Consider the following 24199-nt stretch of genomic DNA (forward strand, 5'->3'; position numbering starts at 1 on the left):
GTGAGCGGGATTACTCGCCGATGCCGATCGGCTCGGGCTCGCCGATCGGCGCGCCCGCGAGCGCCCGAAGCTGAGCCTCCAGGTCCTGGTCGACCTGACCCCAGTACCAGAAGAAGCGCTCCTGGATGGCGGGGACGGTCAGCCCGTTGTACTGGCCGACGAGGGTCTGCACGAAGCGCTCGCGCGCCTCGTCGTCGAAGACCTCGCGGTAGAGGATGCTCGCCTGGACGAAGTCGCCGTCGTCCTCGCGCAGCGTGGCGGCGGCGCGCACCAGCTCGCCGTCCGACTCCCAGCTCGCCTCGACGCCGAGCAGCGGGTCGGCCTCGGGGCCGCCTGCGGCACCGTACGAGTTCGGGGTGTACACCCGGTGCTCGGCCGGGGCGTAGTGGTACTGCATCTGACCCTCGTGCATGTAGTTGCGCACCTGGGCCGCGTGCGGCTGGTTCACCGGCAGCTGGTTGAAGTTCGCGCCGATGCGGTACCGCTGCGCGTCGGAGTACGAGAACACGCGGGCCATCAGCATCTTGTCGGGCGAGATGCCGGTGCCGGGAACCTGGTTGCCGGGCGAGAAGGCGGCCTGCTCGATCTCGGCGAAGAAGTTCTGCGGGTTGCGGTTCAGCGTGAACGTGCCCACCTTGATGCGCGGGTAGTCCTTCTTCGACCAGGTCTTGGTGAGGTCGAAGGGGTTGTAGCGGTAGGTCTTGGCCTCTTCGTACGGCATGATCTGCACGTACACGTCCCACTTCGGGAAGTCGCCGCGCTCGATCGCCTCGAACAGGTCGCGGCGGTAGTAGTCGGCGTCCTCACCGGCGATGCGCTCGGCCTCGCCGGCCGACATGCGCTCGACGCCCTGGTGGGAGAGGAAGTGGTACTTCACCCAGAAGCGCTCACCGGCGGCGTTGACCCACTGGTAGGTGTGCGAGCCGTAGCCGTTGAGGTGGCGCCACGAGCGCGACAGGCCGCGATCGCCCATGACGTAGGTGACCTGGTGGGCCGACTCGGGGGAGAGGGTCCAGAAGTCCCACTGCATGTCGGCGTCGCGCAGACCCGACGCGCCGAGGCGCTTCTGCGAGTGGATGAAGTCGGGGAACTTCATCGCGTCGCGCAGGAAGAAGGTCGGGGTGTTGTTGCCGACGATGTCGAGGTTGCCCTCGGTGGTGTAGAACCGCAGCGAGAAGCCGCGGACGTCGCGCCAGGTGTCGGGCGAGCCCTGCTCGCCGGCGACGGAGGAGAAGCGCAGCAGCGTCTCGCTCTTCGCCCCGGGCTGGAAGACGGCGGCGCGGGTGTACGCCGAGACGTCCTCGGTGACCTCGAACTCGCCGAACGCGCCGCCGCCCTTGGCGTGCGGGTTGCGCTCCGGCACGCGCTCGCGGTTGAACGATGCGAGCTTCTCGACCAGGTAGCGGTCGTGCAGCGCGGTGACGCCGTCGGCGCCGACGGTCAGCGAATGCGCATCGCTTGCGACGGGCGTTCCTGTCTGTGTGGTGGTTGCGGGCTTGTCAGCCATTGCCGTTCCTTTCGCATTCGTGACAGAGGGCTCGGTAGGTGACCGCGGCTTCGAGGATTCGCATGCCGTGGTCGTGAGAGGGGTGCAGGCAGGGGGCGGCGCCGATCGCGCAGGCGACGTCTTCGACGCGCCCGCAGCTCACGCACTGCACGTGGTGATGGTTGTCGTCGGTGCGCAGCTCGTAGAGGGCGCTGCCGACGTCGGGGAGATTCACGCGCTGCACGATGGCGGCCTCGGTGAGATCGTTCAGGATGCCGTGGACCGTGGCGAGCGCGATGCCAGGAAGCGCGTCACGGATGCCGGTGAAGACGACCTCCGCCGAGGCGTGGGGCCTCGCGGCGAGGGTCTCGAGCACCCGGATCCGCTGCACGGTGACGCGCAGGCCGGCATCGCGCAGGCGCTGCTGAGCAGCGACATCGGAGGGGGGCATGCCTCCACCTTATTCTGAATCAGTCAGAAAAGCGAATGCATCGGGTCAGCGTGTCACAGGCGACCTGCTGCCTTCAGCTCGAGGTAGCGATCGGCGATGCGCGGCGGGAGCTGCTCGGGATCGGCTGCGATCGCCTCGCCGCCGGCGCGCCGGATGGCATCGGCGACGACCTGCGCGTCGGCCATGGTCTGCTCGGCGGCCGCGGCGAGATAGACGTCGGCTCTCGACTCCCGCCGCCGGGCGAGCTCTGCGATCGCGTCGTCGGTCACCGAGCCCACCAGCACGGTCGTCGCCCGCGAGGCCGTCGGGAACGCGCCGAGGAATCCGCGCGCCGTCTCGGCCGCATCCTGTGCGGTCAGCACGACGATCAGCGACGGTCGCGTCGTCAGCGTGCGGATGGCGGCGAACGCGCCCGCCCAGTCGGTGTCGACCAGGCGTGCGTGCACGGGCGCCATCGCATCGGTCAGTGCCGGCAGCAGCGCCGCACCCTCGACGCCGGTGACGCGCGCGCGGGCCACCCGGTCGTACATGAGCAGGTTGACGTGGTCGCCCGCCCGAGCCGCGAGGGCGGAGAGCAGCAGAGCAGCTTCGAGCGAGGCATCCAGCCGGGTGCCGTCGCCCACGCGGGTGGCGGCGGTGCGGCCCGTGTCGATCAGGATGACGACCTGCCGGTCGCGCTCGGGGCGCCAGGTGCGCAGCATCGTCGTGCCGGCGCGTGCGGTGGCCCGCCAGTCGATCGAGCGGATGTCGTCTCCGCGCACGTACTCGCGCAGCGAGTCGAACTCCGTGCCCTGGCCTCTGACCTGGATGGAGGTGTTGCCGTCGAGCTCGCGCAGCCGCGCCAGGCGTGAGGGCAGATGCTTGCGCGAGCTGAACGCGGGCAGCACCCGCAGCGCCCCCCGCACATCGTGCCGCGCCTGCCGTCCCGCAAGACCCAGCGGTCCTCGCGAGCGCACCACCACGAACTCGCTGACCAGCTCGCCTCGGCGGCGCGGGCGCAGCGGCACATCGAAGCGCCGACGCTCTCCGGCGGGGACACTGAGCCGCACGCGCTCCTCATCGGCTCCCGCGGTCGGCTGCCAGGCGTCGCGGAGCTGCCCGCGCAGGGTGCGCGTGCCGATGTTCTGCACGGCGACGCTGGTCTGCACCGGCTCGCCGAGGCGTGCACGAGCGGGAATAGACCGAGTGAGGATCAGCGAACGCGGATTCGGGGCAGTCACGACGTCGATGGTCACGAGCAGGACGCACAGCAGCACCCAGCCGCCGAACACCGCCCACGGCGGCGCGCCGGCGACGCTCAGCAGCGCCGTCGGCACGACGCCCAGCGCGATCAGCGGGGCGAGAAGAGCGGTGACGAACATGTCAGATCGGCACGCGAGTCTGCTGCACCACGGATTGCAGCACGGCGTCGGCGGAGACGCCCTCCATCTGCGCATCCGGTCGCAGCTGCAGGCGGTGACGCCACACCGGCATGAGCATGGTCTGCACGTGGTCGGGCGTCACCGCGGTCGACGCGTTCAGCCACGCCCAAGCCTTGGCGGCGGCCAGCAGCGCGGTCGAGGCGCGGGGGCTCGCGCCCAGCTCGACCGAGGGGGAGTGTCGCGTCGCCCTGGCGAGGTCGACGACGTAGCCGAGCACGTCGTCGTTGACCTGCACCCGCGCTGCGGCATCCTGCGCCGCGCGGATCTCGTCGGCGCTGACGGCGGCCTGGACCCCGGTCAGCAGGCGAGGCGAGAATCCGCTCGCGTGCAGGCGCAGCACCGAGACCTCGGCGTCGCGCTCCGGCATGCCGACGACGAGCTTCATCAGGAACCGGTCGAGCTGCGCCTCGGGCAGCGTGTACGTGCCCTCGTGCTCGACGGGGTTCTGCGTGGCGGCGACGAGGAACGGGTCGGGCAGCGGACGGCTCAGGCCGTCGGCTGACACCTGGCGCTCCTCCATGGCCTCGAGCAGGGCCGCCTGCGTCTTCGGCGGCGTGCGGTTGATCTCGTCGGCGAGCAGGATGTTGGTGAAGACGGGCCCTGCGCGGAACTCGAATTCGCCGGTGCGGGCGTCGTAGACGAGTGAGCCGGTGACATCGCCCGGCATGAGGTCGGGGGTGAACTGCACGCGCTTGGTGTCGAGTCCCACGGCGCGGGCGAAGCTGCGCACCACGAGGGTCTTCGCCACGCCCGGCACGCCCTCCAGCAGCACGTGCCCGCGCGCCAGCAGCGCCACGAGCAGACCGGTGACCGTGCCGGCCTGCCCGACCACGGCCTTGTCGACCTCGGTGCGCACGCGGTGCATCGCCTGGCGCAGCGCGTCGTCGTCCAGCGTGGCGGTGGGGGTGGTGCTCTCGTCGCTCACGGGCGATTCCTTTCGGTATGGGCGGCGTCGACCGCCGTCTCGAGTTCGGCGAGTCGTCTGGCGAGCTCGACGAGCTCGCGGTCGTCGGCGGGGGCGGTGCCGCCGAGCAGATCATGCAGCGATCCTCGGGGGATTCCGAGTCGATCGGATGCCGCGTCCGCGACCTCCACGGCCGTCGCCCGGGCACTGAGGGCGAGGCGCTGCGCGAGTCTGGCGCGCGTGCCCGCTCGGATCGCGGCGGCGGCATGCGCGGCATCCGCGGCCTTCGCGGTGAGACGGGCACGGCCGTGCATGGTCTCGGACGCGCGCACGGTCACCGGCAGCGACTCGGAGACCAGCGGGCCGAAGCGCGCGCCTCGCCACCAGATCGCGGCGACGCCGGCGACGAGCAGGAGCAGGATGGCCGGGGTGAGCCAGGCCGGAGTGAGCTCGCCAAGAGTCGCAGGGGTATCGGCCACCCGGTCGCCGTCTTCGAGCGATCCGACGTACCAGACTACGTGATCGGTCTGCGCGAGCAGCGCGAGCCCGAGCGCGGCGTTGCCGTCGTCTGCGAGATGACGGTTGGAGAGCATGCGGGTCGCCTCGATGAACGAGATGCGCGCTCCCTCGCGGTCGGCGATCAGCAGGGCGGCGCCGCCGTCCGAGCCCCGGAAGCAGCCCTCGACGCCGTCGGCGGGGTCGAACATGCGCTCGGCCTCGACCGTTCCCGTGTCGGAGAACTCCGCGCGATCGCAGCCGGCCTCGACGGCGCCGAGCCCGCCTGCACCGGTGCCGAGCTCGAGCAGCTCGAGCATCCGGGCGCTCGTGCTGAGCAGAATCACGCGATCGGCCCCGTCGATCAGGTCGAGTACCGCGGTGTCGGTGAGGGCGACGGGGTCGGCCAGCACGAGCGCGCTGCCGGGCTCGAGCGCGGCGGCGGCCGCCGCGCGGCTGCGCACCACCTCCACCTCGGTGCCCTGCTGGCGCACGAGCTCGGCTATCGCCTTCGCGCCGCCCGGCGCCGGCGACTCGGGGTTGAGCACGCCGCCCAGCGGAGGAGCGGTGCTGACCAGGCGCAGCGAGAGCAGTGCGATGCCGATCAGCAGGGCGACGACGAAGACCCAGCCGAGCACGTTGCCGCGGCGGCCCGGTCGCCGTGCGGCGGCCGTGCTTCCCGCAGCGTCGGCAGCGTCGGCAGGGGAGGTGTTGCTCGAGTCGGCTGCGCCCGCGCTGTTCGTGCTGATGTCGTTCGTGCTCATGCGTGCACCGTCCCGGCATCGGCGGTCAGGCGTGGCGCGGTGTTCCGGACGCGGTCGTCTGCGGCAGCGAGGGTGCGGTAGTCGGCCTCGCTCACGGGCGCTCCGAGATAGCGCACCGCATCGAAGAGCGTGGCCGCCTCGTGCAGCGTCTGCGTGAGCTGCGGCAGAGCGGGCGCGGCCTCGCGAGCGATGCCCTGTGCGGTGGCGCCGGGGGCGGGGTCGATGAGGTCTCGCTCGAGCAGGCCGCGGGCGAGTGCGCGGAAGCGCAGCACGACCGCGCCGTCCCAGTCGCCCTCGCGCGCGCGGCGCTCGGCGTCGGTGCGCAGCTGCGCCGCCGAGCGGTCGTCCTTCTCGCCGAGCAGGTCGGCGCGTCCGCGCATCGCCCTGGAGGCGCGGGGCCTGCCCCAGACGATGAGGGCGACGACCACCGCGGCGACCACGACGATCGTGATCATCGTGAGCGCCAGAGGCGCGACGGCGCCCGTTCCGTCGCCGTCGAACAGCCCGAAGAACCAGTCTGCGACGTCAGCGGCGAGCTGGTCGAACCAGTTCGGCTTCGCCGCCTGGTACTCGGGCTTCGACAGCTCCTCCTGCGCGCGGCGGCGCGCCTCGTCGCCGTCGGGCACGAACACGTCTGCGGCGGCGAGCAGTGCGATCATCCGGCTCCGCCCGGTGCGGCCCAGCCGTCGGAGGAGGACGCGGTCGGCGACGGCGAAGGCGCAGCGCTCGGGGTCTGCGGCATCGGCGGCTGGGGCGGGGCGGCGTACGGCGGCAGCTGCCCGGACGTGGGCGATGCGCCGGAGGCGGGCGGCTGCACCGGATACGTCTGCCCGGGGTGGCCCTGTGCCGCCTGCTGCTGGCCTGGGTAGGGCTGAGCGCCGTACTGCTGGACGGGGTACGGCTGAGTCCCGTACGGCTGGCCGGGGTACGGCTGGCCGGCGTACGGCTGGCCGGCGTACGGCTGAGTCCCATACGGCTGAGTGCCGTACTGCCCGCCGGGGTGAGTGCTCGGTGCGTACCCCGCGTACGCCGGTGCCTGCTGCTTGGGCGGGGGAGTCTTCGACACCGCGCGCGCCGGATCGACTGCGTAGGGGTCGCCGAGCTCGTCGTCCGATGCGCCGTGGGCGCTGCGCTCGACGAAGCGGATCAGGGTCTGGTCGAGGCCCTCGTAGCGCATGCGGCTGTCGAGATAGATGAGAGTGGCGCCCGTGCCCTGCACGACGAGGGTGATCGCCTGCACGGCGAGCACGAGGATCTGCGGCAGGATCGTCAGCGCGAGGAAGCCGATCACCTCGCTCTCATCCGGCGATCCGGACGGTGCCATCACGCCGCCGAGGACGCCGGAGAGGATCGAGCCCGGCACGCTCACCACCTGAGCGGCGAGGCCCATGATCGCGCCGATGAGGAACATCACGCCGAGGGCGGGCCAGAAGCGGCCGCGGATGAGACGCCACGAACGCACGAGCGCCGCGCCCAGCGGCGCCCGCTCCAGAACCAGAGCCGCGGGCACGACCAGCAGCTTCGTGCTCAGCCAGACCACCAGCGGGATGCTCGCCAGCACGAGCAGAACCACCAGGCCGATGGCGAGACCGATCGATCCGCCCGAGAAGTCGCTGCCGGCCATGATCGCGATCGCGGCGCCGGCGATGGCGAGCATCCAGAGCAGCACCGCGAGCCCCTGCAGCAGCGCGAAGGCGAACAGCCGCCAGAACGCGGGACGAACCCGCGACCACAGCGAGCGCAGCGGGGCCTTCCGCCCGAGGGCGGCGAACGACACGTCGGCGGCGACCAGGCCCTGCACGATCGAGGTGAACGCCACGCTCGCCAGAGTCAGCACGATGCCGACGACGATGCCCAGCGCGACGGTCCCGGCGATGATCGGGCCCTGATCCGGCGATCCCGCCGGCACGCTCGCGATGCGGGCGGCCGAGAAGCCCGCGACGAGCACGATCACGACGACGGCGATGGCCGTGATGCCGAACTGCACCGCGACGGCGAATCCGAACAGCACCTTCGGGTTGTGCCGCAGAGCGCTGAACGATCGCCCCAAAATCATCCCGAACGTCATCGGGTGCAATGGGATCGCACTCTTCCTCGGTGCCGGGGTCCAGGTCTGACCGCTCATTCGCACTCCCTCCCTGCGCCCTCCCATCGTGGCACATGCCCCCGACCGGACGCGTGCTCCGCCTCCGCGCGCGACGAGCATTCTCAAGTAGGCTGATCCGAGTCGCCTCCCCGGGGCGCTGCCGGTGCCGCACAGGAAGAAAGCTGAGGCTGAGCGGAACATGACCTCTCGTATCCTCGTGGTCGACGACGACACGGCGCTCGCCGAGATGATCGGCATCGTGCTGCGCACCGAGGGCTTCGAGGCGCTGTTCTGCGCCGACGGCGCGCTGGCTGTCGACGAATGGCGCTCGAGCCGGCCCGACCTGGTGCTTCTCGATCTCATGCTGCCCGGGATGGACGGCATCGAGATCTGCACCCGCATCCGAGCCGAGTCCGGCGTCCCCGTCATCATGCTCACGGCCCGCAGCGACACGGCCGACGTGGTGCGCGGGCTCGAGGTCGGCGCCGACGACTACATCGTCAAGCCGTTCAACCCGAAGGAGCTCGTCGCGCGCATCCGCACCCGTCTCCGCCCCGCGCCGCAGGCCGAGACCGAGGTGCTTCGCGTCGGCGATCTGACGATCGACGTCGATGCGCACGAGGTGCGCCGCGGAACGGCTCCCATCGCGCTGACCCCGCTCGAGTTCCAGCTGCTCGTCGCCCTGGCATCCAAGCCGCAGCAGGTCTTCTCGCGCGAGATGCTTCTCGAGCAGGTGTGGGGCTATCACTACAAGGCCGACACGCGCCTCGTGAACGTGCATGTGCAGCGCCTGCGGGCGAAGGTCGAGCTCGACCCCGACAACCCGCGCATCGTCACGACCGTCCGCGGGGTGGGCTACCGCGCCGGCAGCGTCGGCTAGGTCCGATCGTGGCCGTGAATCCTCCGACGCGCGTCACCGCAGCGCTCTGGGGAGGGCCTCGCCGTTGGCCTGACGTCGTCTCCGGCCTGTGGCGCACCTCGATGCGCTTCCGCGCCACGGCGATAACCCTGCTGCTCACGTCGCTCGCGATCTTCATCATCTGCGTGGTGATCGCCCTGGTCATCCGCGGCGATCTCTTCGAATCGCGCAAGGACGAAGCGCTGCACAACGCTCGAGCAGCGGTGTCGGCCGCGCAGAAGCAGCTCGACTCGGGGCAGACCGGAGATGATCGCGCGACGATCGCGGCGGTGTGGGGGGAAGCGCAGCGCGTGCTGGGCCGCACGGCCTCGTCGAGCCGCATCGTCGGCTTCATCTCCGCGGCACAGGGCGACGGCTACACGCCGACCGGTTTCCGCAGCCTGGAGTACTCGTCGGGGCAGTTGGCGCTCAGCGACGAGCTGCGCACGCGCGTGACGCAGGTGACGACGCGCCAGGCCTGGCAGTCGATCGCCCTGCCCCAGCCCGATGGCACCGTCGCCGCGGGCATCGTCGTCGGGCAGCTGCTCGAGTTCCGCGGCGTCGGCACATACGAGGTGTACATCGCGTACGACCTGGCAGACGCCGACGAGACCCTGCTCTTCGTGCAGCGCACCCTCTGGTTCGCCGGACTCACCCTGGTGGCGCTCATCACCGCGATCCTCTGGCTCGTCCTGCGCTCGGTATCGGCACCGATCGTCGAGGCGGCCGAGACCAGTGAGCGCCTCGCCGCGGGCGACCTCGAGGTGCGCCTTCCCGTGTACGGCGAAGACGAGCTCGCGAGTCTCGGACGCTCGTTCAACGCGATGGCAGACAGCATCCAGAGTCAGATCAGAGAGCTCGCCGAGCTCTCGCTCGTGCAGCAGCGCTTCGTCTCGGACGTCTCGCACGAGCTGCGCACGCCGCTGACGACGATCCGCCTCGCCGCGGAGATGATCAACGACACCAGGCACGATTTCGATCCGGTCACCGCCCGCACCGCCGAGCTGCTGCACACCCAGGTGCAGCGCTTCGAGACCCTGCTGGCCGACCTGCTCGAGATCAGCCGATACGACGCGGGATCCGTGCAGCTCGAGGTCGAGGCGACCAGCCTCGCACAGCTCGCGGAGGAGATGGTCGATCAGATGCGCCCGCTCGCAGCCGCGCACGGCAGCGAGCTGCGGCTCGTGGCGCCGGGTGGCTACTCACCCGTCGACATGGACCCGCGCCGGGTGCGCCGGGTGCTGCGCAACCTCATCGGCAACGCGATCGAGCACGGCGAGGGCGAGCCGATCGTCATCACCGTCGACAGCGATCAGCACGCCGTGGCCATCGGCGTACGCGACTTCGGGCTCGGCATGCGCCCCGAAGACGCCGAGCACGTGTTCGACCGGTTCTGGCGCGCCGACCCGTCGCGCAAGCGCACGATCGGCGGAACCGGTCTCGGGCTCTCGATCGCACTCGGCGACGCCAGACTGCACCGCGGAACCCTGGACGTGTGGTCGGAGCTGGGCGTCGGCACGAACTTCGTGCTGACCATCCCGCGCGGCCCTGACGTCGAGGTCGGGCGCGGTCCTGTGCCGCTGGAGCCGACGGAGGGCGTCGTCGACCTGATCGACGTCACCGAGCCGATCACACTGCGCGGTGCGCGGGACGAGCCGGAAGCGGACGCCCCGGAGCCGAGCGCCGGCGATCCCGGCCGCCCCGGCGATCTCGGCGAGAAGGGACGGCGGAGATCATGACCTCGCGCACTGGCATCCGTCTTCTGTCGGCGCTCGCCGCCGCGCTGGCCGCCGCGGTCGTGCTGGCCGGCTGCACCGGACTGCCCACCTCCGGCCCTCCCAACGCGGGACTCGCGGTGGGGGAGGAGATCGAGGAGCCCCCCTTCTCGTTCATCGCCGACGATCCCGAGCCCGGCGCGGGCCCCGCGCGGATCGTCGAGGGATTCCTCGACGCGTCGATGTCGCCCGCCGATTCGTGGAAGACGGCCAGGAAGTTCCTCACCGACGACTTCCAGAGCACATGGAAGCCCGACGCCGGTGTCACCATCGACAAGTCGGTTGAGGATCGCGACTACGACTCGACGGTCGAGTCGGATGACGAGGACGCCACCTCGGCGGAGGTCAGCGTGTCGCTCGCGCAGGTGGCGAGCGTGGACGGCACGGGGGCTTACAGCGCCGACACCGGCACGGCGAACGCCACCTACCGCCTCGTGCGCGAGAAGGGCGGCGAGTGGCGGATCGCCGAGGCACCCGACGGCGTCACCCTCGACGTCGAGACGTTCTCGCAGGTCTACGAGAAGTTCTCGCTGAAGTACTTCGACCCCACCTGGACGCACCTCGTGCCGGATGTGCGCTGGTTCCCCCGCCGGGCGGCCATGGCGACGACGGTGGTGCGGGCGCTGATCTCGGGTGAGCCGAGCGAATGGCTCGCGCCGGCCGTGCGGCCGTTCTCGTCCGACGTCGAGATGGTCGGCGACGCGGTCACGGTTGACGCGGCGCAGGTCGCGTCCGTGCCCCTGAACCGCGCCGCGCTCTCTGCCTCGCCGACCGACCTGGCGCGGATGCGCACCCAGCTGGAGGCGAGCCTGCAGGGCGCGGGCGTCGCCGAGGTGCGGCTGCTCGTCGACGGCGTCCCGCTCGACGCGGGTCGCATCACGGTCGACGACCCGATCGTCGACCCCGGCGTGCTGGTGCTCGGCGACGAGATGTTCGGCACCGCCACATCGGGCGGCGAGATCGCTCCGGTCCGCGGTCTCACGGGGCAGATCGCGAAGATCGACGACCCGATCGCCGCAGTCGACGTCTCGGCCGACGCACAGCTCGCCTCCGTGCAGCTGCGCGACGGGCGCGTGTTCGCGGTGAGCGAGGGCCACACGAATCAGGTCGACGGTCGCTCCGGCCTGATCACGCCGTCACTCGATCCGTTCGGGCTGATCTGGACCGTCCCGACCTCGAACCCGACCGCGGTGCAGGCGTCGACCGCGCAGGCCGAGCCATCGGCCGTCGCCGACGCCTGGCCGTCGGCGGATGCCATCAACCAGCTGCGCGTGTCGGCCGACGGCGCGCGGGTCGCCGCGATCGTCACCTCGGGGGGCGAGCGCCGCCTCGTCGTCGCCTCGATCATCCGCGACGAGGAGCAGCGTCCGATCAGCCTCGGCACGCCCTACTACGACGTAGCGCAGCTCTCCGGAGCGGTTCAGGGGCTGTCGTGGGTCGGCGCCGATGCGGTCGCCGTGCTCAGCGCCACACCGGACCCGACGCTGACGACGCACATGATCGGCGGCCCATCGGCGGTCTCGTCGGCGCCGGCGGGGGCGGTCGCGCTCTCGGGAGCGAAGACGGTCACCGGGGTGCGCGTGCTCTCCACCGATCAGTCGGTGTACGCCCTGCGCGGCTCGTTCTGGCAGGAGGCGATCGCAGACGTGCGCGTGCTCGGCACCCGAGCGGGTTACTGAGTCGTCCTGCACCGGGGCGCGGAGCGCCGAGTTGTCCCCGACAGACGCGCTGCGCCGTGCGCGCGTGCCGCGCGATCAGGCACTGTCGACGCATGGACGCGGATGCCTGGCGACGGATCGGCGGCGACGCGCTCGCCCTGCTGCTCGCGGCGAGCTGCCCCGGATGCGACCGCAGCGGCACTCTGCTGTGCGATGGATGCCGGATGCTGCTGCGCGCCGACCCGCAGCAGGTGCGCACGCCGAAGGGCATGCCCGTGCACGCCGCGCTGCGATACGAGGGTGTCCCCGCGCGCGCGATCAGGCGACTGAAGGAGGACGGCGCGACCATGCTCGCCCGTCCGCTCGGCGCGGCGCTGACCGGCATCCTGCGCACGAGCGGCACCGGGGCTCTCATCGTGCCGGTGCCCACCAGCCGCGCAGCCTTCCGCCGTCGCGGCTACCGGGTGCCGGATCTCTTGGTCCGCCGCGCCGGCGCGAGCGCGCACCGGCTGCTGGTGCCCGCACGGCGCACCGGCGATCAGCGCGGCCTGGGCCGCGAGGCGCGCGCTCGCAACGTCTCGGCCAGCATGCGCGCCGCCCGCCGCGGGCGGGGGAGGGTCGTCATCGTCGACGACGTGGTGACCACCGGGGCGACACTCGATGAGGCGGCACGGGCGCTGCGCGCCGCCGGATTCACCCCCGTGTGCGCCGTCGCGCTCGCCGCGACACCGCGTCTGCACGACACGGTGAAATCATCGGGAGCGGATAGTGACATGTCGGTGTACGGCGACTAGCGTAGGGGGTCACAAGGCGACCACGGTCCGCCCTTGGCCGGGCGGACCGGGACAAGGAGACAGTGATGGAAACGAGCATCGTCGGCGTCGGAGTGAGCATCTCCGATCGATTCCGCACCGTTGTCGAAGAGAAGACAGCCCGTATCCAGACGCTCGCCCCGCGGGCGCAGCGACTCGAGATCAAGGTCACCCACCGTGCCTATCGCAACGGCCGGATACCCGATGAGACGGTCGAGCTCACGCTGCTCAGCAAGGGCCCGGTGATCCGGGCTGAAGCGGTCGATCCCGACAAGTTCGCGGCCTTCGACATGGCGCTCGACAAGCTCGCCGAGCAGCTGCGCCGCGCCAAGGAGAAGAGGATCGACGGGCGCAACCACCCCCGCGGTGCCCACTTCGAGAAGGAGAGCGGAGCGCTCGCCGGAATCGACGTGCAGCCGGCTTCGGTCGACGTGCTGCGCGCCGTGGCCACCGGAGCCATCCCCGTCCAGAGCGACGAGGAAGAGGAGTACTCGCCCGTCGTCATCCGCACCAAGAGCTTCGACGCCGAATGGATGACCGTCGAGGAGGCCGTCGACCGCATGGAGCTGGTCGGGCACGACTTCTTCCTCTTCGTCGACGCCCGCACCGACCACCCGAGCGTCGTCTACCGCCGCAAGGGCTGGGACTACGGTGTCATCTCGCTGACCACCGCGGCCCCGCCCGAGGAGGCCATCGCCTCCTGATCGCACGAGAGGCGCCTTCCCCTCGGGGAAGGCGCCTCTGTCTGTCTGAGCTTGCCAGAGGGCTAGTTGTACTGACCGGGGACGTTGATTGATCAGCGCGTGGGTGGCAGGACTCGGTCAAGTGCACTGGCGTCTCCCTCGACGCGAACACCATTTGCGACGGCAAGAGCTAGGTGTACTGACCGGGGACGTTGATTGATCAGCGCGTGGGTGGCAGGACTCGGTCAAGTGCACTGGCGTCTCCCTCGACGCGAACACCATTTGCGACGGCAAGAGCTAGGGGCATGGCTCCCTGCAGCAGCGCGACCAGGACAGGTCCTGGACCCGTGACGCTGGCGCTGGGGCTCGCGTCGAGCTTGCAGGGCTGGACTGCCACGACTCCCCTCGCTGCGGTGAGGTCGAAGCCGTCATCGAGGGTGCCGAAGCGGATGACGACGGCCGGCTCGGTCGGCCGGTGGTCCTGGAGCAGGAAGCGCGCTGGCTGGCTGAGCCAGTGCATCTGGAAGATCGCGTCGCGCGCCGCGTCTGGAACCGTGGGCGCGCCCCACTTCAAGAGCTCACGCAACACTCCGTCCAGGGCCGTGCCACGGTCGGTGAGCCGGTATGTCGGGACGCCCGTCGCTCCGGGGGATGACTCGCGGGTGACGACCCCATTCGCCTCGAGGTCGCGCAAGCGCTGGGTGAGCAGGTTTGTCGCGATGCCGGGCAGGCCGCGTTGCACTTCCCCAAACCGCGACGGCCCCTGGATCAGGAGCTCGCGCACGATCAGAAGAGTCCAGCGGTCGCCGACCACATCTAGGGCGCGGGCGATCGAGCACAGCTGTCCGTAGGACTTCACCCAACACTCCTTGACTTTCTCAAGTTCCTGCTTGAAAGTTTCAAGCATCATTCTCACACCAAGGAGAGCCATGCCCGCCACCCTGTCCTCCACTGCCCCGCAGGTCCTCAAGGACTACTACCGGATCCTCGAGTCCGGCTCCGACAACTACGGGGACGGGGCCGCCCTGCGGCCCCTGCTCGGCGACCATCTCGACTTCACCGGGCCCCTCGCCGGCCACCGCCCCGATGCCACTGAGGGCTTCCTGCGAGGCGTCTCAGGCTTCATCGCGACGGTCAAGCAGATCGAGATCATCCACGACGTGACCGGCCCCACCGGCTCGGCCGTGCTGTACACGGCGACCATGCCCGGCGGCCCCATGACCTTTGCCGAGTTCTTCACCCTCGACGGCGACCTCATCACGTCCCTGAACCTGCACTACAACGGCCCCGAGTACATCGAGAAGGGCGGCCGATGACGGCCCAGCGGAGCCTCGTTGAACGCGTTCGCCACGCACTGCGGGACAGTAGCCCCCGCGAGGTACCGATGTTCGGGGGCGTGTCCTTCATGGTGGAGGGCCGCATGGTCGTCGCCGCGCGCCGCGAAGGGGCGCTCCTGCTGCGCATCGACCCCAGCACGGCGGCGGAACTGCTCGCCCGCCCGGGCGCCCGCCCCGCGCTCATGGGGACAGACCGACCCATGGGTGACGGCTGGATCAGCGTCGAGCCGGCCGCGCTCGAAGGGACCGGACTCGACAGCTGGCTCGCGCCCGCGCTGTCCTTCCACGCAGCGCAGGGCACCAAGTAGAACGTCGCCCACGGTGGCCGGTCGCTGACGCAGCCGGCCACCGACCCATGTCAGGAGGAGTTTTGAGCCACCCCAACGCCGCACTGACCCCGCGCTATCGCCTGAAAGTCGCTCGCCTCGTCGTCGAGGACGGGTGGCCTATCAGCGAGATCGCCGCCCGGTTTCAGGTCTCCTGGCCGACCGTGAAGCGGTGGGTCGACCGCTACCTCGCCGGCGAGCCGATGCAGGATCGTTCGTCGCGCCCGAGGACGTCGCCCAAGAAGACGTCGAAGTCGGTGACAAAGCGCTGCGTCAGCCTGCGAATGCGGTTGCGGGAAGGGCCAGTTCAGCTCGCCGCCCGGCTCGGCATCGCCCCGTCGACAGTCCACCGCATCCTCACGACGGCCCGCCTCAACCGGCTGTCGTACGTCGACCGGGCCACCGGTGAGCCGATCCGCCGGTACGAGCACCCCCACCCCGGGTCCTTAGTGCACGTGGACGTGAAGAAGCTCGGGAACATCCCCGACGGCGGCGGGTGGCGCTTTGTCGGCCGGCCGCAGGGAGAACGGAACCGCGCGGCGACCCCTGGGAAACCAAAGAGCAAGTGGCACAACCCGAAGCTCGGGTACGCGTTCGTGCACACCGTTATCGACGACTACTCCCGCGTCGCATACACCGAGGTCCACGACGACGAAACCGCCGCCACAGCAGTTGCCGTCCTGCACCGCGCCGTGGAGTGGTACGCGGACCGCGGCGTCACCATCGAACGTGTCCTGTCGGACAACGGCGGCGCGTACCGGTCGCACCTGTGGAGCGACACCTGCGAAGCCCTGTCGATCACTCCGAAGCGGACACGTCCGTACCGGCCGCAGACCAACGGGAAGGTGGAGCGCTTCCATCGCACCTTGGCCGACGGGTGGGCCTACGCCCGCTGCTACACCAGCGAGCAAGAACGACGCGACGCCCTGGGTGCTTGGCTGCATCAGTACAACCACCACAGGCCCCACACCGCGTGCGGCAACCAGCCGCCCTTCTCACGATTGATCAACGTGTCCGGTCAGTACAGCTAGTCGAAGATGCCGTCGAGGATGCTGCCGATGACCAGGCCGCCGAGGACGCCGCCCATGATGTCGCCGCCGCCCATGCCGCCGCGGCGGCCCCCGCCACCCCAGCTGTCGCCGCCCCAGCCCTGGTTCTGCGGTCGGGACGAGTCGATGTCGCGCTGAGCGAGCTGCAGGGCTTCGGATGCCAGCAGCGCCACCCGCCGTGCGGCGGCCAGCGCCTGCTCGCGGGTGTCTTCGGCGGGGAGCATCGCGGGGACGTCCATGCGCAGCCGCTCGGCTTCGGCGAGTCGCGTGCGCGCATCGGCGCCGATCCAGCCGCGATGCCCGGCGATCAGACCGCGCGCCACGCCCAGCTGGCGATCGGCGTCGTCGAGGGCGTGCTGCACGTGATCGAGAGAGGGCAGCGGGTTCTGTGCGCGGTACTGTGCCTTCGCGATGGCGTCGTCGAGGGCCGTGTTGGCCGCGCGCAGCTGGGTGAGCTCGGCGAACGGATCGTTGCGGGTGCCGGACGGCGCGAGTGCGAGCAGCGCCTCCTCGAGCTCGCCGGTCGCCTTCGCGACCTCTGGCGTCTGCGGTGCGTTGCGGGCGGCGACGATGTCGCCCCGTGAATCGGCGACCACGTCCGCGAGGGTCGACTCGGCGCGCAGCGCCTGGATCTCGAAGTCCTCGACAGCATCGAGGAGGGCGCCGGCGCGGCGCACGGCTTCGGTCGCCGTCTCGAGCGCGAGGTTCGCCTCCTCGTTCTGGCGGGCGGCCCGGCGACGCTCCGACACGTCGGCGCCGTGCGTGGCGAACGCGAGCAGCTGCTCGGCCTCATCGCCGGACGAGGCGATGCGGCGCATCGCGGTCTCGGAGTACCGCGACGAGAGACGCTCGATCGTCGAGCGCGCCTGGGGGATGCGCGCGGCGAGCGACTGTGCATCCCGACGCACCTGCGCGATGATCTCTGGGGCCCGGCGCACCTTCGCGACCGTCTCGGCGAGCTCACCGGTCTTCTCGTCGAGCAGGCTCTCGGCCCACTCGCACAGCTGCACGATCCGCGCGTTGCGAGTGCGCAGCTCTTCGGTCGTGTCGGGGATCTCGTCGTGGTTCAGCTGGTGCAGCTGGAACGCCTCGCCGAGGTGGGTGCGCACCGACCGCAGCGCGTTGCCGAGGTCGGCGGTCAGCGAGTCGCCCAGCTCGGCCTGTGCGAACGCGAGCTCGTCCGAGGTGGTGCGGATGCGCTCGTCGGCGGCGACCAGTGCCTGCTCGGCGCGGCGCGCCAGATCCGCGTCCTGCGCTGCGAGCGCTTCATCTTCACGTCTGCGTCTGCCCCAGAATCCGGCCATGTGTCGATCCTACGGTCGAGGTCGATGCGCGTGCTGTGCATCCGATGCGCCGTGCGCGAACGTCACGGCCGCGTCGGCCGACGTCGACGTCAGGCGGGGGTCTTCGCGGGCCGGCCGCGCTTGGGGCGGTCGGTCGACAGCGCGAGCTGCATGGCCTGCAGCGGCTGCTCGCCGAGGCGCCGCTCGAGGTGATCGAGCCAGCGCGTCTCGGCCTCTGCGGCGAAGATCATCGAGTCGACCACCAGTGAGCGGGCGAGCTCTTCCGGGTCGCTCGCATCGGCACACGCGCCGCGTGCCTCGGTCAGCTGGTGCAGCTGCTGCAGCGAGGCCGTCCGCTGTCGTCGGATGACGGCGCCGACGTCCACTCCGGGCAGGGTCGCGGCGACCGCCAGCTTGACGGCCAGCTCGTCGCGGGTGCTGTGCGCGCGCTCGACGGGGGATCCCAGCCAGTCGCGCACGTTCGCGCGCCCGGCAGCGGTGATCTCCCAGTACACGTGCCCGCGCTCGTCGACCGCGCCCCTCTCGACGAGGCCGTCGCGCTCGAGGCGCTCGAGCGTGTTGTAGATCTGGCCCACGTTGAGCGGCCAGGTGGAGCCCGTGCGACGATCGAACTCCGCGCGCAGCTGATAGCCGTAGCACGGCCCCTGGTCGAGGATGGCGAGCAGGCTCTGGCGGACGGACATGGTGACTCCTCGACCGGACGCACCGGTATCGCGTTTCTCGGTATATGCATATCCGGCAACATCGGATGCTCGTCGCAGCCCGCCCGGCGTGTCCGTTCGCCGTGAGCGTGCGCCGACCCGCCGGTGCACAGCGTGCGCAGGTCACGCGCCGGTAACATGGCAAAGCATGTCCGGTGCAGACCGTTGTTCCGGGACGTATACCCAAGGGAGACATCCGTGGCGAATCCTCTCGAGAAGCTGCTGCGCGCGGGCGAGGGACGCATCCTCCGCAGGCTCAAGCAGGTCGCGAAGGCCGTGAACGCGCTCGAAGACGACTTCGAGAAGCTCACCGACGACGAGCTGCGGAACGAGACCGCCGAGCTGCGCGCGCGGTTCGACAAAGGTGAGACGCTCGACCAGCTGATGCCAGAGGCCTTCGCCGCCGTGCGCGAGGCCGCGCGCCGCACCCTCGGCATGCGCGCTTACGACGTGCAGATCATGGGCGGTGCGGCCCTGCACTTCGGCAACATCGCCGAGATGAAGACCGGTGAGGGCAAGACGCTCGTCGCGGCCTTCCCCTCCTATCTCAACGCCATCGCAGGCAAGGGCGTGCACGTCATCACGGTCAACGACTTCCTCGCCTCGTACCAGTCCGAGCTGATGGGCCGCGTGCACCGGGCGCTGGGAATGTCCACCGGGACCATCGTCTCCGGTCAGACCCCGGAGGTGCGCCGCCAGCAGTACGCGGCCGACATCACCTACGGCACGAACAACGAGTTCGGCTTCGACTACCTGCGCGACAACATGGCATGGCGCAAGGAGGACCTCGTCCAGCGCGAGCACTTCTTCGCGATCGTCGACGAGGTCGACTCGATCCTCATCGACGAGGCCCGCACCCCGCTCATCATCTCCGGACCCTCGTCGGGCGAGGCTAACCGATGGTTCACCGAATTCGCCAAGATCGCCCGCACCCTCGAGCCCGGCGTCGACTACGAGGTCGACGAGAAGAAGCGCACCATCGGAGTCCTCGAGCCCGGCATCGAGAAGGTCGAGGACTACCTCGGCATCGACAACCTGTACGAGTCGGCCAACACCCCGCTGATCTCGTTCCTGAACAACTCGATCAAGGCCATCGCCCTGTTCAAGCGCGACACCGACTACGTCGTGATGAACGACGAGGTCATGATCGTCGACGAGCACACCGGCCGCATCCTCGTGGGGCGCCGCTACAACGAGGGCATCCACCAGGCGATCGAGGCCAAGGAGTCCGTCCCCGTCAAGGCCGAGAACCAGACGCTGGCCACCGTCACCCTGCAGAACTACTTCCGCCTCTACGACAAGCTCGCCGGCATGACCGGAACCGCCGAGACCGAGGCGGCCGAGTTCATGTCGACCTACAAGCTCGGCGTCGTGCCGATTCCCACCAACCGCCCGATGATCCGCAAGGATCAGCCGGACCTCGTCTACAAGAACGAGCAGGCGAAGTTCGCCCAGGTCGTCGAGGACATCGCCGAGCGCCACAAGGCGGGTCAGCCCGTGCTCGTCGGCACCGTGAGCGTCGAGAAGAGCGAGTACCTCTCGCGCCTGCTCGCGAAGAAGGGCGTCAAGCACGAGGTGCTCAACGCCAAGAACCACGCGCGGGAGGCGGAGATCGTCGCGCTCGCCGGAAAGCTCGGTGCGGTCACGGTCGCCACTAATATGGCCGGCCGAGGAACCGACATCATGCTCGGCGGCAACGCCGAGTTCCTCGCGGTGCAGGAGCTCAAGGCCAAGGGCCTCGATCCGGAGGAGACTCCTGAGGAGTACGAGGCCGCGTGGGACGACACCTACGAGGCGATGAAGAAGAAGGTCGCCGAGGACGGCGTCAAGGTCGCCGAGGCCGGCGGCCTGTACGTGCTCGGCACCGAGCGTCACGAGTCGCGTCGCATCGACAACCAGCTGCGCGGACGCTCGGGCCGTCAGGGCGACCCCGGTGAGAGCCGCTTCTACCTCAGCCTCACCGACGACCTGATGCGCCTGTTCCAGTCGGGCGCGGCCGAGGCCATCCTGGCCCGCACGAACTTCCCCGACGACGTGCCGATCGAGTCGGGCCTGGTCAGCCGCGCCATCCGCAGCGCCCAGTCGCAGGTCGAGGCGCGCAACGCCGAGATGCGCAAGAACGTGCTGAAGTACGACGACGTGCTGAACCGCCAGCGCGAGGCGATCTACGCCGACCGTCGGCAGATCCTGCACGGCGATGACATCGCCGACCGCGTGCAGCACTTCATCGAGGATGCCATCGGCGGGATCGTCGACGACCACACCAGCACGGGTCACACCGAGAGCTGGGACTTCGACGCGCTGTGGGCAGAGCTCAAGACGCTGTACCCGATGGATGTGACGATCGACGAGGTCGTCGCCGAGGCGGGCGACCGCAAGGGCGCCATCACCGCCGAGGGCCTCAAGCGCGAGCTGCTCTCGGATGCGCGCATCGCGTACGAGAAGCGCGAGCAGACGCTCGGCGAGGCCGCGACCCGCGAGCTCGAGCGTCGCGTCGTGCTGCAGGTGCTGGATCGTCGCTGGCGCGATCACCTGTACGAGATGGACTACCTGAAGGACGGCATCGGCCTGCGGGCCATGGCGCAGCGCGACCCGTTGATCGAGTACCAGCGCGAGGGGTACGCGATGTTCCAGGCGATGATGGGCCAGATCAAGGAGGAGTCGGTCGGCTACCTCTTCAACCTCGAGGTCGAGGTGCGTCGTGCGGGCGAGGACCAGACCGAGGTCGAGGCCAAGGGCCTGGTCGACGAGCAGCCCGTCCAGAAGCTGGAGTATTCGGCGCCGAACGACGCCGGCGACGTCGAGGTGCGCAACGAGAGCGGCCAGGTGCAGAAGGCGGCCACCGCGCGGGCATCCGCGCGCGGCGCGTTCGGTCAGTCGGTGGATGCCGATGAGCAGCCCGCCGGCAACCGTGAGCAGCGACGGGCGCAGAGCAAGAAGAAGAAGTAGTGCGCGCGGACGCGGGCGGCGGACGTCGCCCGCGTCAGCTCACTCTGCCGCTGCCGGTATCCTTGCGGAATGACCCGCCGCACACTTGATCAGTCGTCGAAGCTGAGGAACGTTCTCTACGAGATCCGCGGCAAGGCACTGGTCGAGGCGGCGCGCCTGGAGTCCGAGGGGCACCAGATCCTCAAGCTGAACACCGGCAACCCCGCGACCTTCGGTTTCGAGGCGCCACACCAGATCGTGCGCGACATGCTCGCGGCCCTGCCCACCGCGCACGGCTACAGCGAGAGCAAGGGCGTGATCACCGCTCGTCGTGCCGTCGTCAGCCGGTACGAGGAGATCGAGGGCTTCCCGCGCTTCGACCCCGACGACGTCTTCCTCGGCAACGGCGTCTCCGAGCTGATCACCATGGTCATGCAGGCGCTGCTCGACGAGGGCGACGAGGTGCTCATCCCCGCCCCGGACTACCCGCTGTGGACGGCGATGACCTCGCTCGCCGGCGGCACGCCGGTGCATTACGTCTGCGATGAGCAGAACGGCTGGCAGCCCGACCTCGACGACATCCGCTCGAAGGTGACATCGCGCACCAAAGCGATCGTCATCATCAACCCCAACAACCCGACCGGCGCCGTGTACTCGAGAGAGGTGCTCGAGGGTCTCGTGCAGATCGCTCGAGAGAACGAGCTGCTGCTGCTCTCCGACGAGATCTATGACCGCATCCTGTTCGACGAGGCGACGCACATCCCCACTGCGACGCTCGCCCCCGATCTGCTCTGCCTCACCTTCAACGGGCTCTCCAAGACCTACCGGGTCGCCGGGTACCGCTCCGGATGGCTCGTCATCACGGGGCCGAAGTCGCACGCGCAGGGGTTCCTCGAGGGCATCACCCTATTGGCATCCACCCGTCTGTGCCCCAACGTGCCCGCGCAGTTCGCCGTGCAGGCGGCTCTCGGCGGGGTGCAGTCGATCGACTCGCTGATCGCGCCGACCGGCCGACTGCACGAGCAGCGAGACATCGCATGGCGCGGTCTCGAGTCGATCCCCGGCGTCAGCTGCATGAAGCCCGCAGGAGCGCTGTACGCCTTCCCGCGGCTCGACCCCGAGGTGCACGAGATCCGCGACGACGAGAAGCTCGTCTACGACCTGCTCGTGTCGGAGAAGATCCTGCTCGTGCAGGGCACCGGATTCAACTGGGCGACCCCGGACCACCTGCGCGTCGTGACCCTGCCGGAGGCCCGCGTGCTCAGCGAGGCGATCGAGCGCCTCGGGAACTTCCTCTCCAGCTACCGGCAGTGACCTCGGCGCGAGCGCCGAGGCCGGCGGCGATGCGCCGCACCGAGCTGACGAGCTGAGAGCGCGGCGAGACGTCGGCGATCGCCTTGGCGTGCAGTGCCGCGGCATCCGCCGCACGTTGATCCTGTGGGACGAAGGCGACGTCGTCGATCCCCGCGAACCGGCTCAGCGTGTGACGGATCTGCCCCCTCGCATCGATGCCGAGGGGACCGGGACGCGCCCGGTTGGCCACCACCGTCACGGGCGTGTCTCCCACCAGATGACGCAGCTCGGCGTACCCCCGAAGGAAGCGGCTGACGCCGAGCGGATCCGCACCGAGCACCGCGACCACCTCATCCGCCTCGAGCAGCACGGCGGCGGTGGCCGCGTGGCGCAGCGGCGCATCGGGCCCGAGCAGATCGTCGTCTTCGTCGAAGGCCGCTGCGACGTCGACGATGATCTCGTCCTGCCAGTCCCGGGCGACCGCGAGCGTCGCGCGCACGCGCGCCGCTGCGAGCTCCGGCCACCGGCTGGGACGATTGAGCCCGCTGAGCACGTCGAGCGCTCCCGCCGATGTCTCCAGCGGCACCGCGAGCCGCGCCAGCTCGGCGACGTCGAGGCTGCCCAGCTGCGCTCGCCGACACGCGGCGGCGAGCCCCGGCGACTCATCGCCCAGCCCCAGCTGCAGCGCGACCGACGGTGCCACGGTGTCGGCATCGACCAGCGCGGTGCGGCGTCCCGCCCTGGTCAGCTCCACCGCGAGCTGGATGGCCAGCGTGGTGCGCCCGGGTGCGCCGTGCGGCCCCCACACCGCCAGCACGCGGGGAGGCCGGGCGGGATCGGAAGCTTCGCTGGCGCCGCTGCCGCCGGCGATGGTGGCGAGGACGTGCGCGGCGGGCGTGTCGAACGGCAGGGGAGCGGGCAGCCCGAAGCGCGACGCGATCCGCGAATCGGTCGTGCCGACGGGCACCACGCGCACCGCCGCGCGATCGCAGGCGCTGATCAGCTCGGCCGTCAGCAGCGAGCGGATCGGCGGCACGAGCAGCGCGTCGATCCCGCTCAGCTGCAGAGCGGGCACGGCGTCTGGCGGCACGAGCGCGACCCGCGCCCCCTCGAGCTCGAGATCGGTCGCGAGCAGCGCCGCATCGGGCCCGTCGTCGACAAGGATCAGATTCATCACGAGCCCGCCCCCACAGGGACGATCGAGATGGCGTCCCCGCCCGTGATCGCAGCGAGCACGTCGGCGACATCGGCCCGGTCGACGATGACCTCGACGTCGGTGCGCGCTCCCGCCAGCATCCCCTCCTCCTCGGCGACGCGCGCGACGACCGCGTCGGCGACGAGGATGCGGGGCTCTTCGAACGCGCGGCCGTCCTCGATCGGAGGCGCATGCCACAGCTCGACGAACGCGCCGCTCGTGACATCGGCCGGCACGGCTGTGCTGCCGATCACGACCGACGTGGTTCTCAGGTCGTCGGCGTCTCCGACGGCGGCGAGCGGCACCAGCTCCCCGGCGGCGAGCGTGCGCACCGCGACCGCGCCTGACTCGAGACTGTGCGGGGCGAGATAGGAGTCCCCGAGCGACCCGAGCCCCACCTCCACGACCTGCAGGTCGGCAGAGCTGATCGACTCGCCGGGAAGCACCGTCCGCGTCGCCTGGAGCACCGGAGCGGTCTGACGTGAGGTCGAGACCAGGATCCAGACGCCGGCGACCGAGGCGATCACGAGCGCCACGCCGATCACGAAGCGCAGGTCGCCGAAGAACGGGCGATGGGCACGGGAGCGGATCATCCAGACATCGTCACAGAAGTCGGATGATCGCCGCCGAAGT

At 70.3% G+C, this 24199-nt stretch carries 22 protein-coding genes; 10 read left to right on the forward strand and 12 right to left on the reverse strand.

Going from position 1 to position 24199, the window contains the following annotated elements; genetic code table 11:
- Positions 1 to 10 precede the first annotated feature (10 nt).
- From V2S05_RS01395 to V2S05_RS01425, 7 genes are read right to left on the reverse strand one after another with little or no spacing between them, the layout of a single operon-like run.
- Positions 11 to 1507, reverse strand: coding sequence for a catalase (locus V2S05_RS01395; protein ID WP_413633488.1), 1497 nt, complete (start codon positions 1505 to 1507; stop codon positions 11 to 13).
- Positions 1500 to 1937: a Fur family transcriptional regulator gene (locus V2S05_RS01400; RefSeq protein WP_413633490.1), complete on the reverse strand. Its 438-nt coding sequence runs from the start codon at positions 1935 to 1937 to the stop codon at positions 1500 to 1502. The genes V2S05_RS01395 and V2S05_RS01400 overlap by 8 nt, the downstream gene beginning before the upstream one ends.
- 53 nt (positions 1938 to 1990) lie before the next feature.
- Positions 1991 to 3298 carry a DUF58 domain-containing protein gene (locus tag V2S05_RS01405; RefSeq protein ID WP_413633492.1) on the reverse strand — a complete coding sequence of 436 codons (1308 nt, stop codon included), beginning with the start codon at positions 3296 to 3298 and terminating at the stop codon, positions 1991 to 1993.
- Position 3299: 1 nt separating this feature from the next.
- The gene (locus tag V2S05_RS01410; RefSeq protein ID WP_271639672.1) at positions 3300 to 4223 is read right to left on the reverse strand and encodes an AAA family ATPase; all 924 of its coding nucleotides are present in this window, start codon (positions 4221 to 4223) and stop codon (positions 3300 to 3302) included.
- 56 nt (positions 4224 to 4279) lie between these two features.
- Entirely contained in the window at positions 4280 to 5521 is a 1242-nt protein-coding gene (locus V2S05_RS01415) for a DUF4350 domain-containing protein (protein ID WP_413633493.1), read from the reverse strand.
- On the reverse strand, positions 5518 to 6180 hold the full coding sequence (locus tag V2S05_RS01420; RefSeq protein WP_413633495.1) for a DUF4129 domain-containing protein: 663 nt from the start codon (positions 6178 to 6180) through the stop codon (positions 5518 to 5520). The genes V2S05_RS01415 and V2S05_RS01420 overlap by 4 nt, the downstream gene beginning before the upstream one ends.
- A complete protein-coding gene (locus V2S05_RS01425; protein ID WP_413633496.1) occupies positions 6177 to 7646 on the reverse strand; it encodes a hypothetical protein in 1470 nt (489 codons plus the stop codon). Before V2S05_RS01425 ends, V2S05_RS01420 begins: the two co-directional genes overlap by 4 nt.
- 160 nt (positions 7647 to 7806) lie before the next feature.
- Here V2S05_RS01425 and mtrA point away from each other — a divergent pair, with 160 nt between their 5' ends.
- From mtrA to hpf, 5 genes are all read left to right on the forward strand, one after another.
- Positions 7807 to 8487, forward strand: coding sequence for an MtrAB system response regulator MtrA (gene mtrA / locus V2S05_RS01430; RefSeq protein WP_271638018.1), 681 nt, complete (start codon positions 7807 to 7809; stop codon positions 8485 to 8487).
- 14 nt (positions 8488 to 8501) lie between these two features.
- On the forward strand, positions 8502 to 10244 hold the full coding sequence (mtrB, locus tag V2S05_RS01435) for an MtrAB system histidine kinase MtrB (RefSeq protein WP_413633498.1): 1743 nt from the start codon (positions 8502 to 8504) through the stop codon (positions 10242 to 10244).
- A complete protein-coding gene (locus V2S05_RS01440; RefSeq protein WP_271638016.1) occupies positions 10241 to 11959 on the forward strand; it encodes an LpqB family beta-propeller domain-containing protein in 1719 nt (572 codons plus the stop codon). The genes mtrB and V2S05_RS01440 overlap by 4 nt, the downstream gene beginning before the upstream one ends.
- Positions 11960 to 12051: 92 nt before the next feature.
- Positions 12052 to 12732 carry a ComF family protein gene (locus tag V2S05_RS01445; protein ID WP_413633499.1) on the forward strand — a complete coding sequence of 227 codons (681 nt, stop codon included), beginning with the start codon at positions 12052 to 12054 and terminating at the stop codon, positions 12730 to 12732.
- Positions 12733 to 12797: 65 nt separating this feature from the next.
- On the forward strand, positions 12798 to 13454 hold the full coding sequence (gene hpf, locus V2S05_RS01450) for a ribosome hibernation-promoting factor, HPF/YfiA family (RefSeq protein ID WP_271638013.1): 657 nt from the start codon (positions 12798 to 12800) through the stop codon (positions 13452 to 13454).
- A gap of 199 nt (positions 13455 to 13653) precedes the next feature.
- Here the strand turns inward: hpf and V2S05_RS01455 are convergent, their stop codons facing one another.
- The gene (locus V2S05_RS01455) at positions 13654 to 14364 is read right to left on the reverse strand and encodes a winged helix-turn-helix transcriptional regulator (RefSeq protein ID WP_413633502.1); all 711 of its coding nucleotides are present in this window, start codon (positions 14362 to 14364) and stop codon (positions 13654 to 13656) included.
- Here V2S05_RS01455 and V2S05_RS01460 point away from each other — a divergent pair.
- From V2S05_RS01460 to V2S05_RS01470, 3 genes are all read left to right on the forward strand, one after another.
- The gene (locus V2S05_RS01460) at positions 14363 to 14749 is read left to right on the forward strand and encodes a hypothetical protein (RefSeq protein ID WP_413633503.1); all 387 of its coding nucleotides are present in this window, start codon (positions 14363 to 14365) and stop codon (positions 14747 to 14749) included. The genes V2S05_RS01455 and V2S05_RS01460 overlap by 2 nt on opposite strands.
- A gap of 68 nt (positions 14750 to 14817) precedes the next feature.
- Positions 14818 to 15078, forward strand: coding sequence for a TfoX/Sxy family protein (locus V2S05_RS01465; protein WP_277626714.1), 261 nt, complete (start codon positions 14818 to 14820; stop codon positions 15076 to 15078).
- A 62-nt stretch (positions 15079 to 15140) separates the two neighbouring features.
- Complete coding sequence (locus V2S05_RS01470; RefSeq protein WP_413633504.1) at positions 15141 to 16127, forward strand: IS481 family transposase; 987 nt, start codon at positions 15141 to 15143, stop codon at positions 16125 to 16127.
- On the opposite strand, the gene V2S05_RS01475 is transcribed toward V2S05_RS01470, so the two are convergent.
- Together V2S05_RS01475 and V2S05_RS01480 are read right to left on the reverse strand one after the other, a co-directional pair.
- Positions 16124 to 17449 carry a hypothetical protein gene (locus tag V2S05_RS01475; RefSeq protein WP_413633505.1) on the reverse strand — a complete coding sequence of 442 codons (1326 nt, stop codon included), beginning with the start codon at positions 17447 to 17449 and terminating at the stop codon, positions 16124 to 16126. The genes V2S05_RS01470 and V2S05_RS01475 overlap by 4 nt on opposite strands.
- A gap of 89 nt (positions 17450 to 17538) precedes the next feature.
- A complete protein-coding gene (locus tag V2S05_RS01480) occupies positions 17539 to 18132 on the reverse strand; it encodes a PadR family transcriptional regulator (protein ID WP_413633506.1) in 594 nt (197 codons plus the stop codon).
- Between the two features lie 216 nt (positions 18133 to 18348).
- Between V2S05_RS01480 and secA the strand changes: the two genes are divergently transcribed.
- Both secA and V2S05_RS01490 read left to right on the forward strand, forming a co-directional pair.
- A complete protein-coding gene (secA, locus tag V2S05_RS01485) occupies positions 18349 to 21099 on the forward strand; it encodes a preprotein translocase subunit SecA (RefSeq protein WP_271638010.1) in 2751 nt (916 codons plus the stop codon).
- Positions 21100 to 21168: 69 nt separating this feature from the next.
- Positions 21169 to 22392, forward strand: coding sequence for a pyridoxal phosphate-dependent aminotransferase (locus V2S05_RS01490; RefSeq protein WP_413633509.1), 1224 nt, complete (start codon positions 21169 to 21171; stop codon positions 22390 to 22392).
- On the opposite strand, the gene V2S05_RS01495 is transcribed toward V2S05_RS01490, so the two are convergent.
- Positions 22340 to 23545 (reverse strand): AAA family ATPase, encoded by a 1206-nt coding sequence (locus V2S05_RS01495; RefSeq protein ID WP_413635200.1) that lies wholly within the window; start codon positions 23543 to 23545, stop codon positions 22340 to 22342. The genes V2S05_RS01490 and V2S05_RS01495 overlap by 53 nt on opposite strands.
- The gene (locus tag V2S05_RS01500) at positions 23545 to 24159 is read right to left on the reverse strand and encodes an SAF domain-containing protein (RefSeq protein WP_413633510.1); all 615 of its coding nucleotides are present in this window, start codon (positions 24157 to 24159) and stop codon (positions 23545 to 23547) included. Before V2S05_RS01500 ends, V2S05_RS01495 begins: the two co-directional genes overlap by 1 nt.
- Positions 24160 to 24199 lie beyond the last annotated feature (40 nt).

This window comes from Microbacterium sp. OR16 (assembly GCF_047306725.1).
GTDB lineage: Bacteria > Actinomycetota > Actinomycetes > Actinomycetales > Microbacteriaceae > Microbacterium.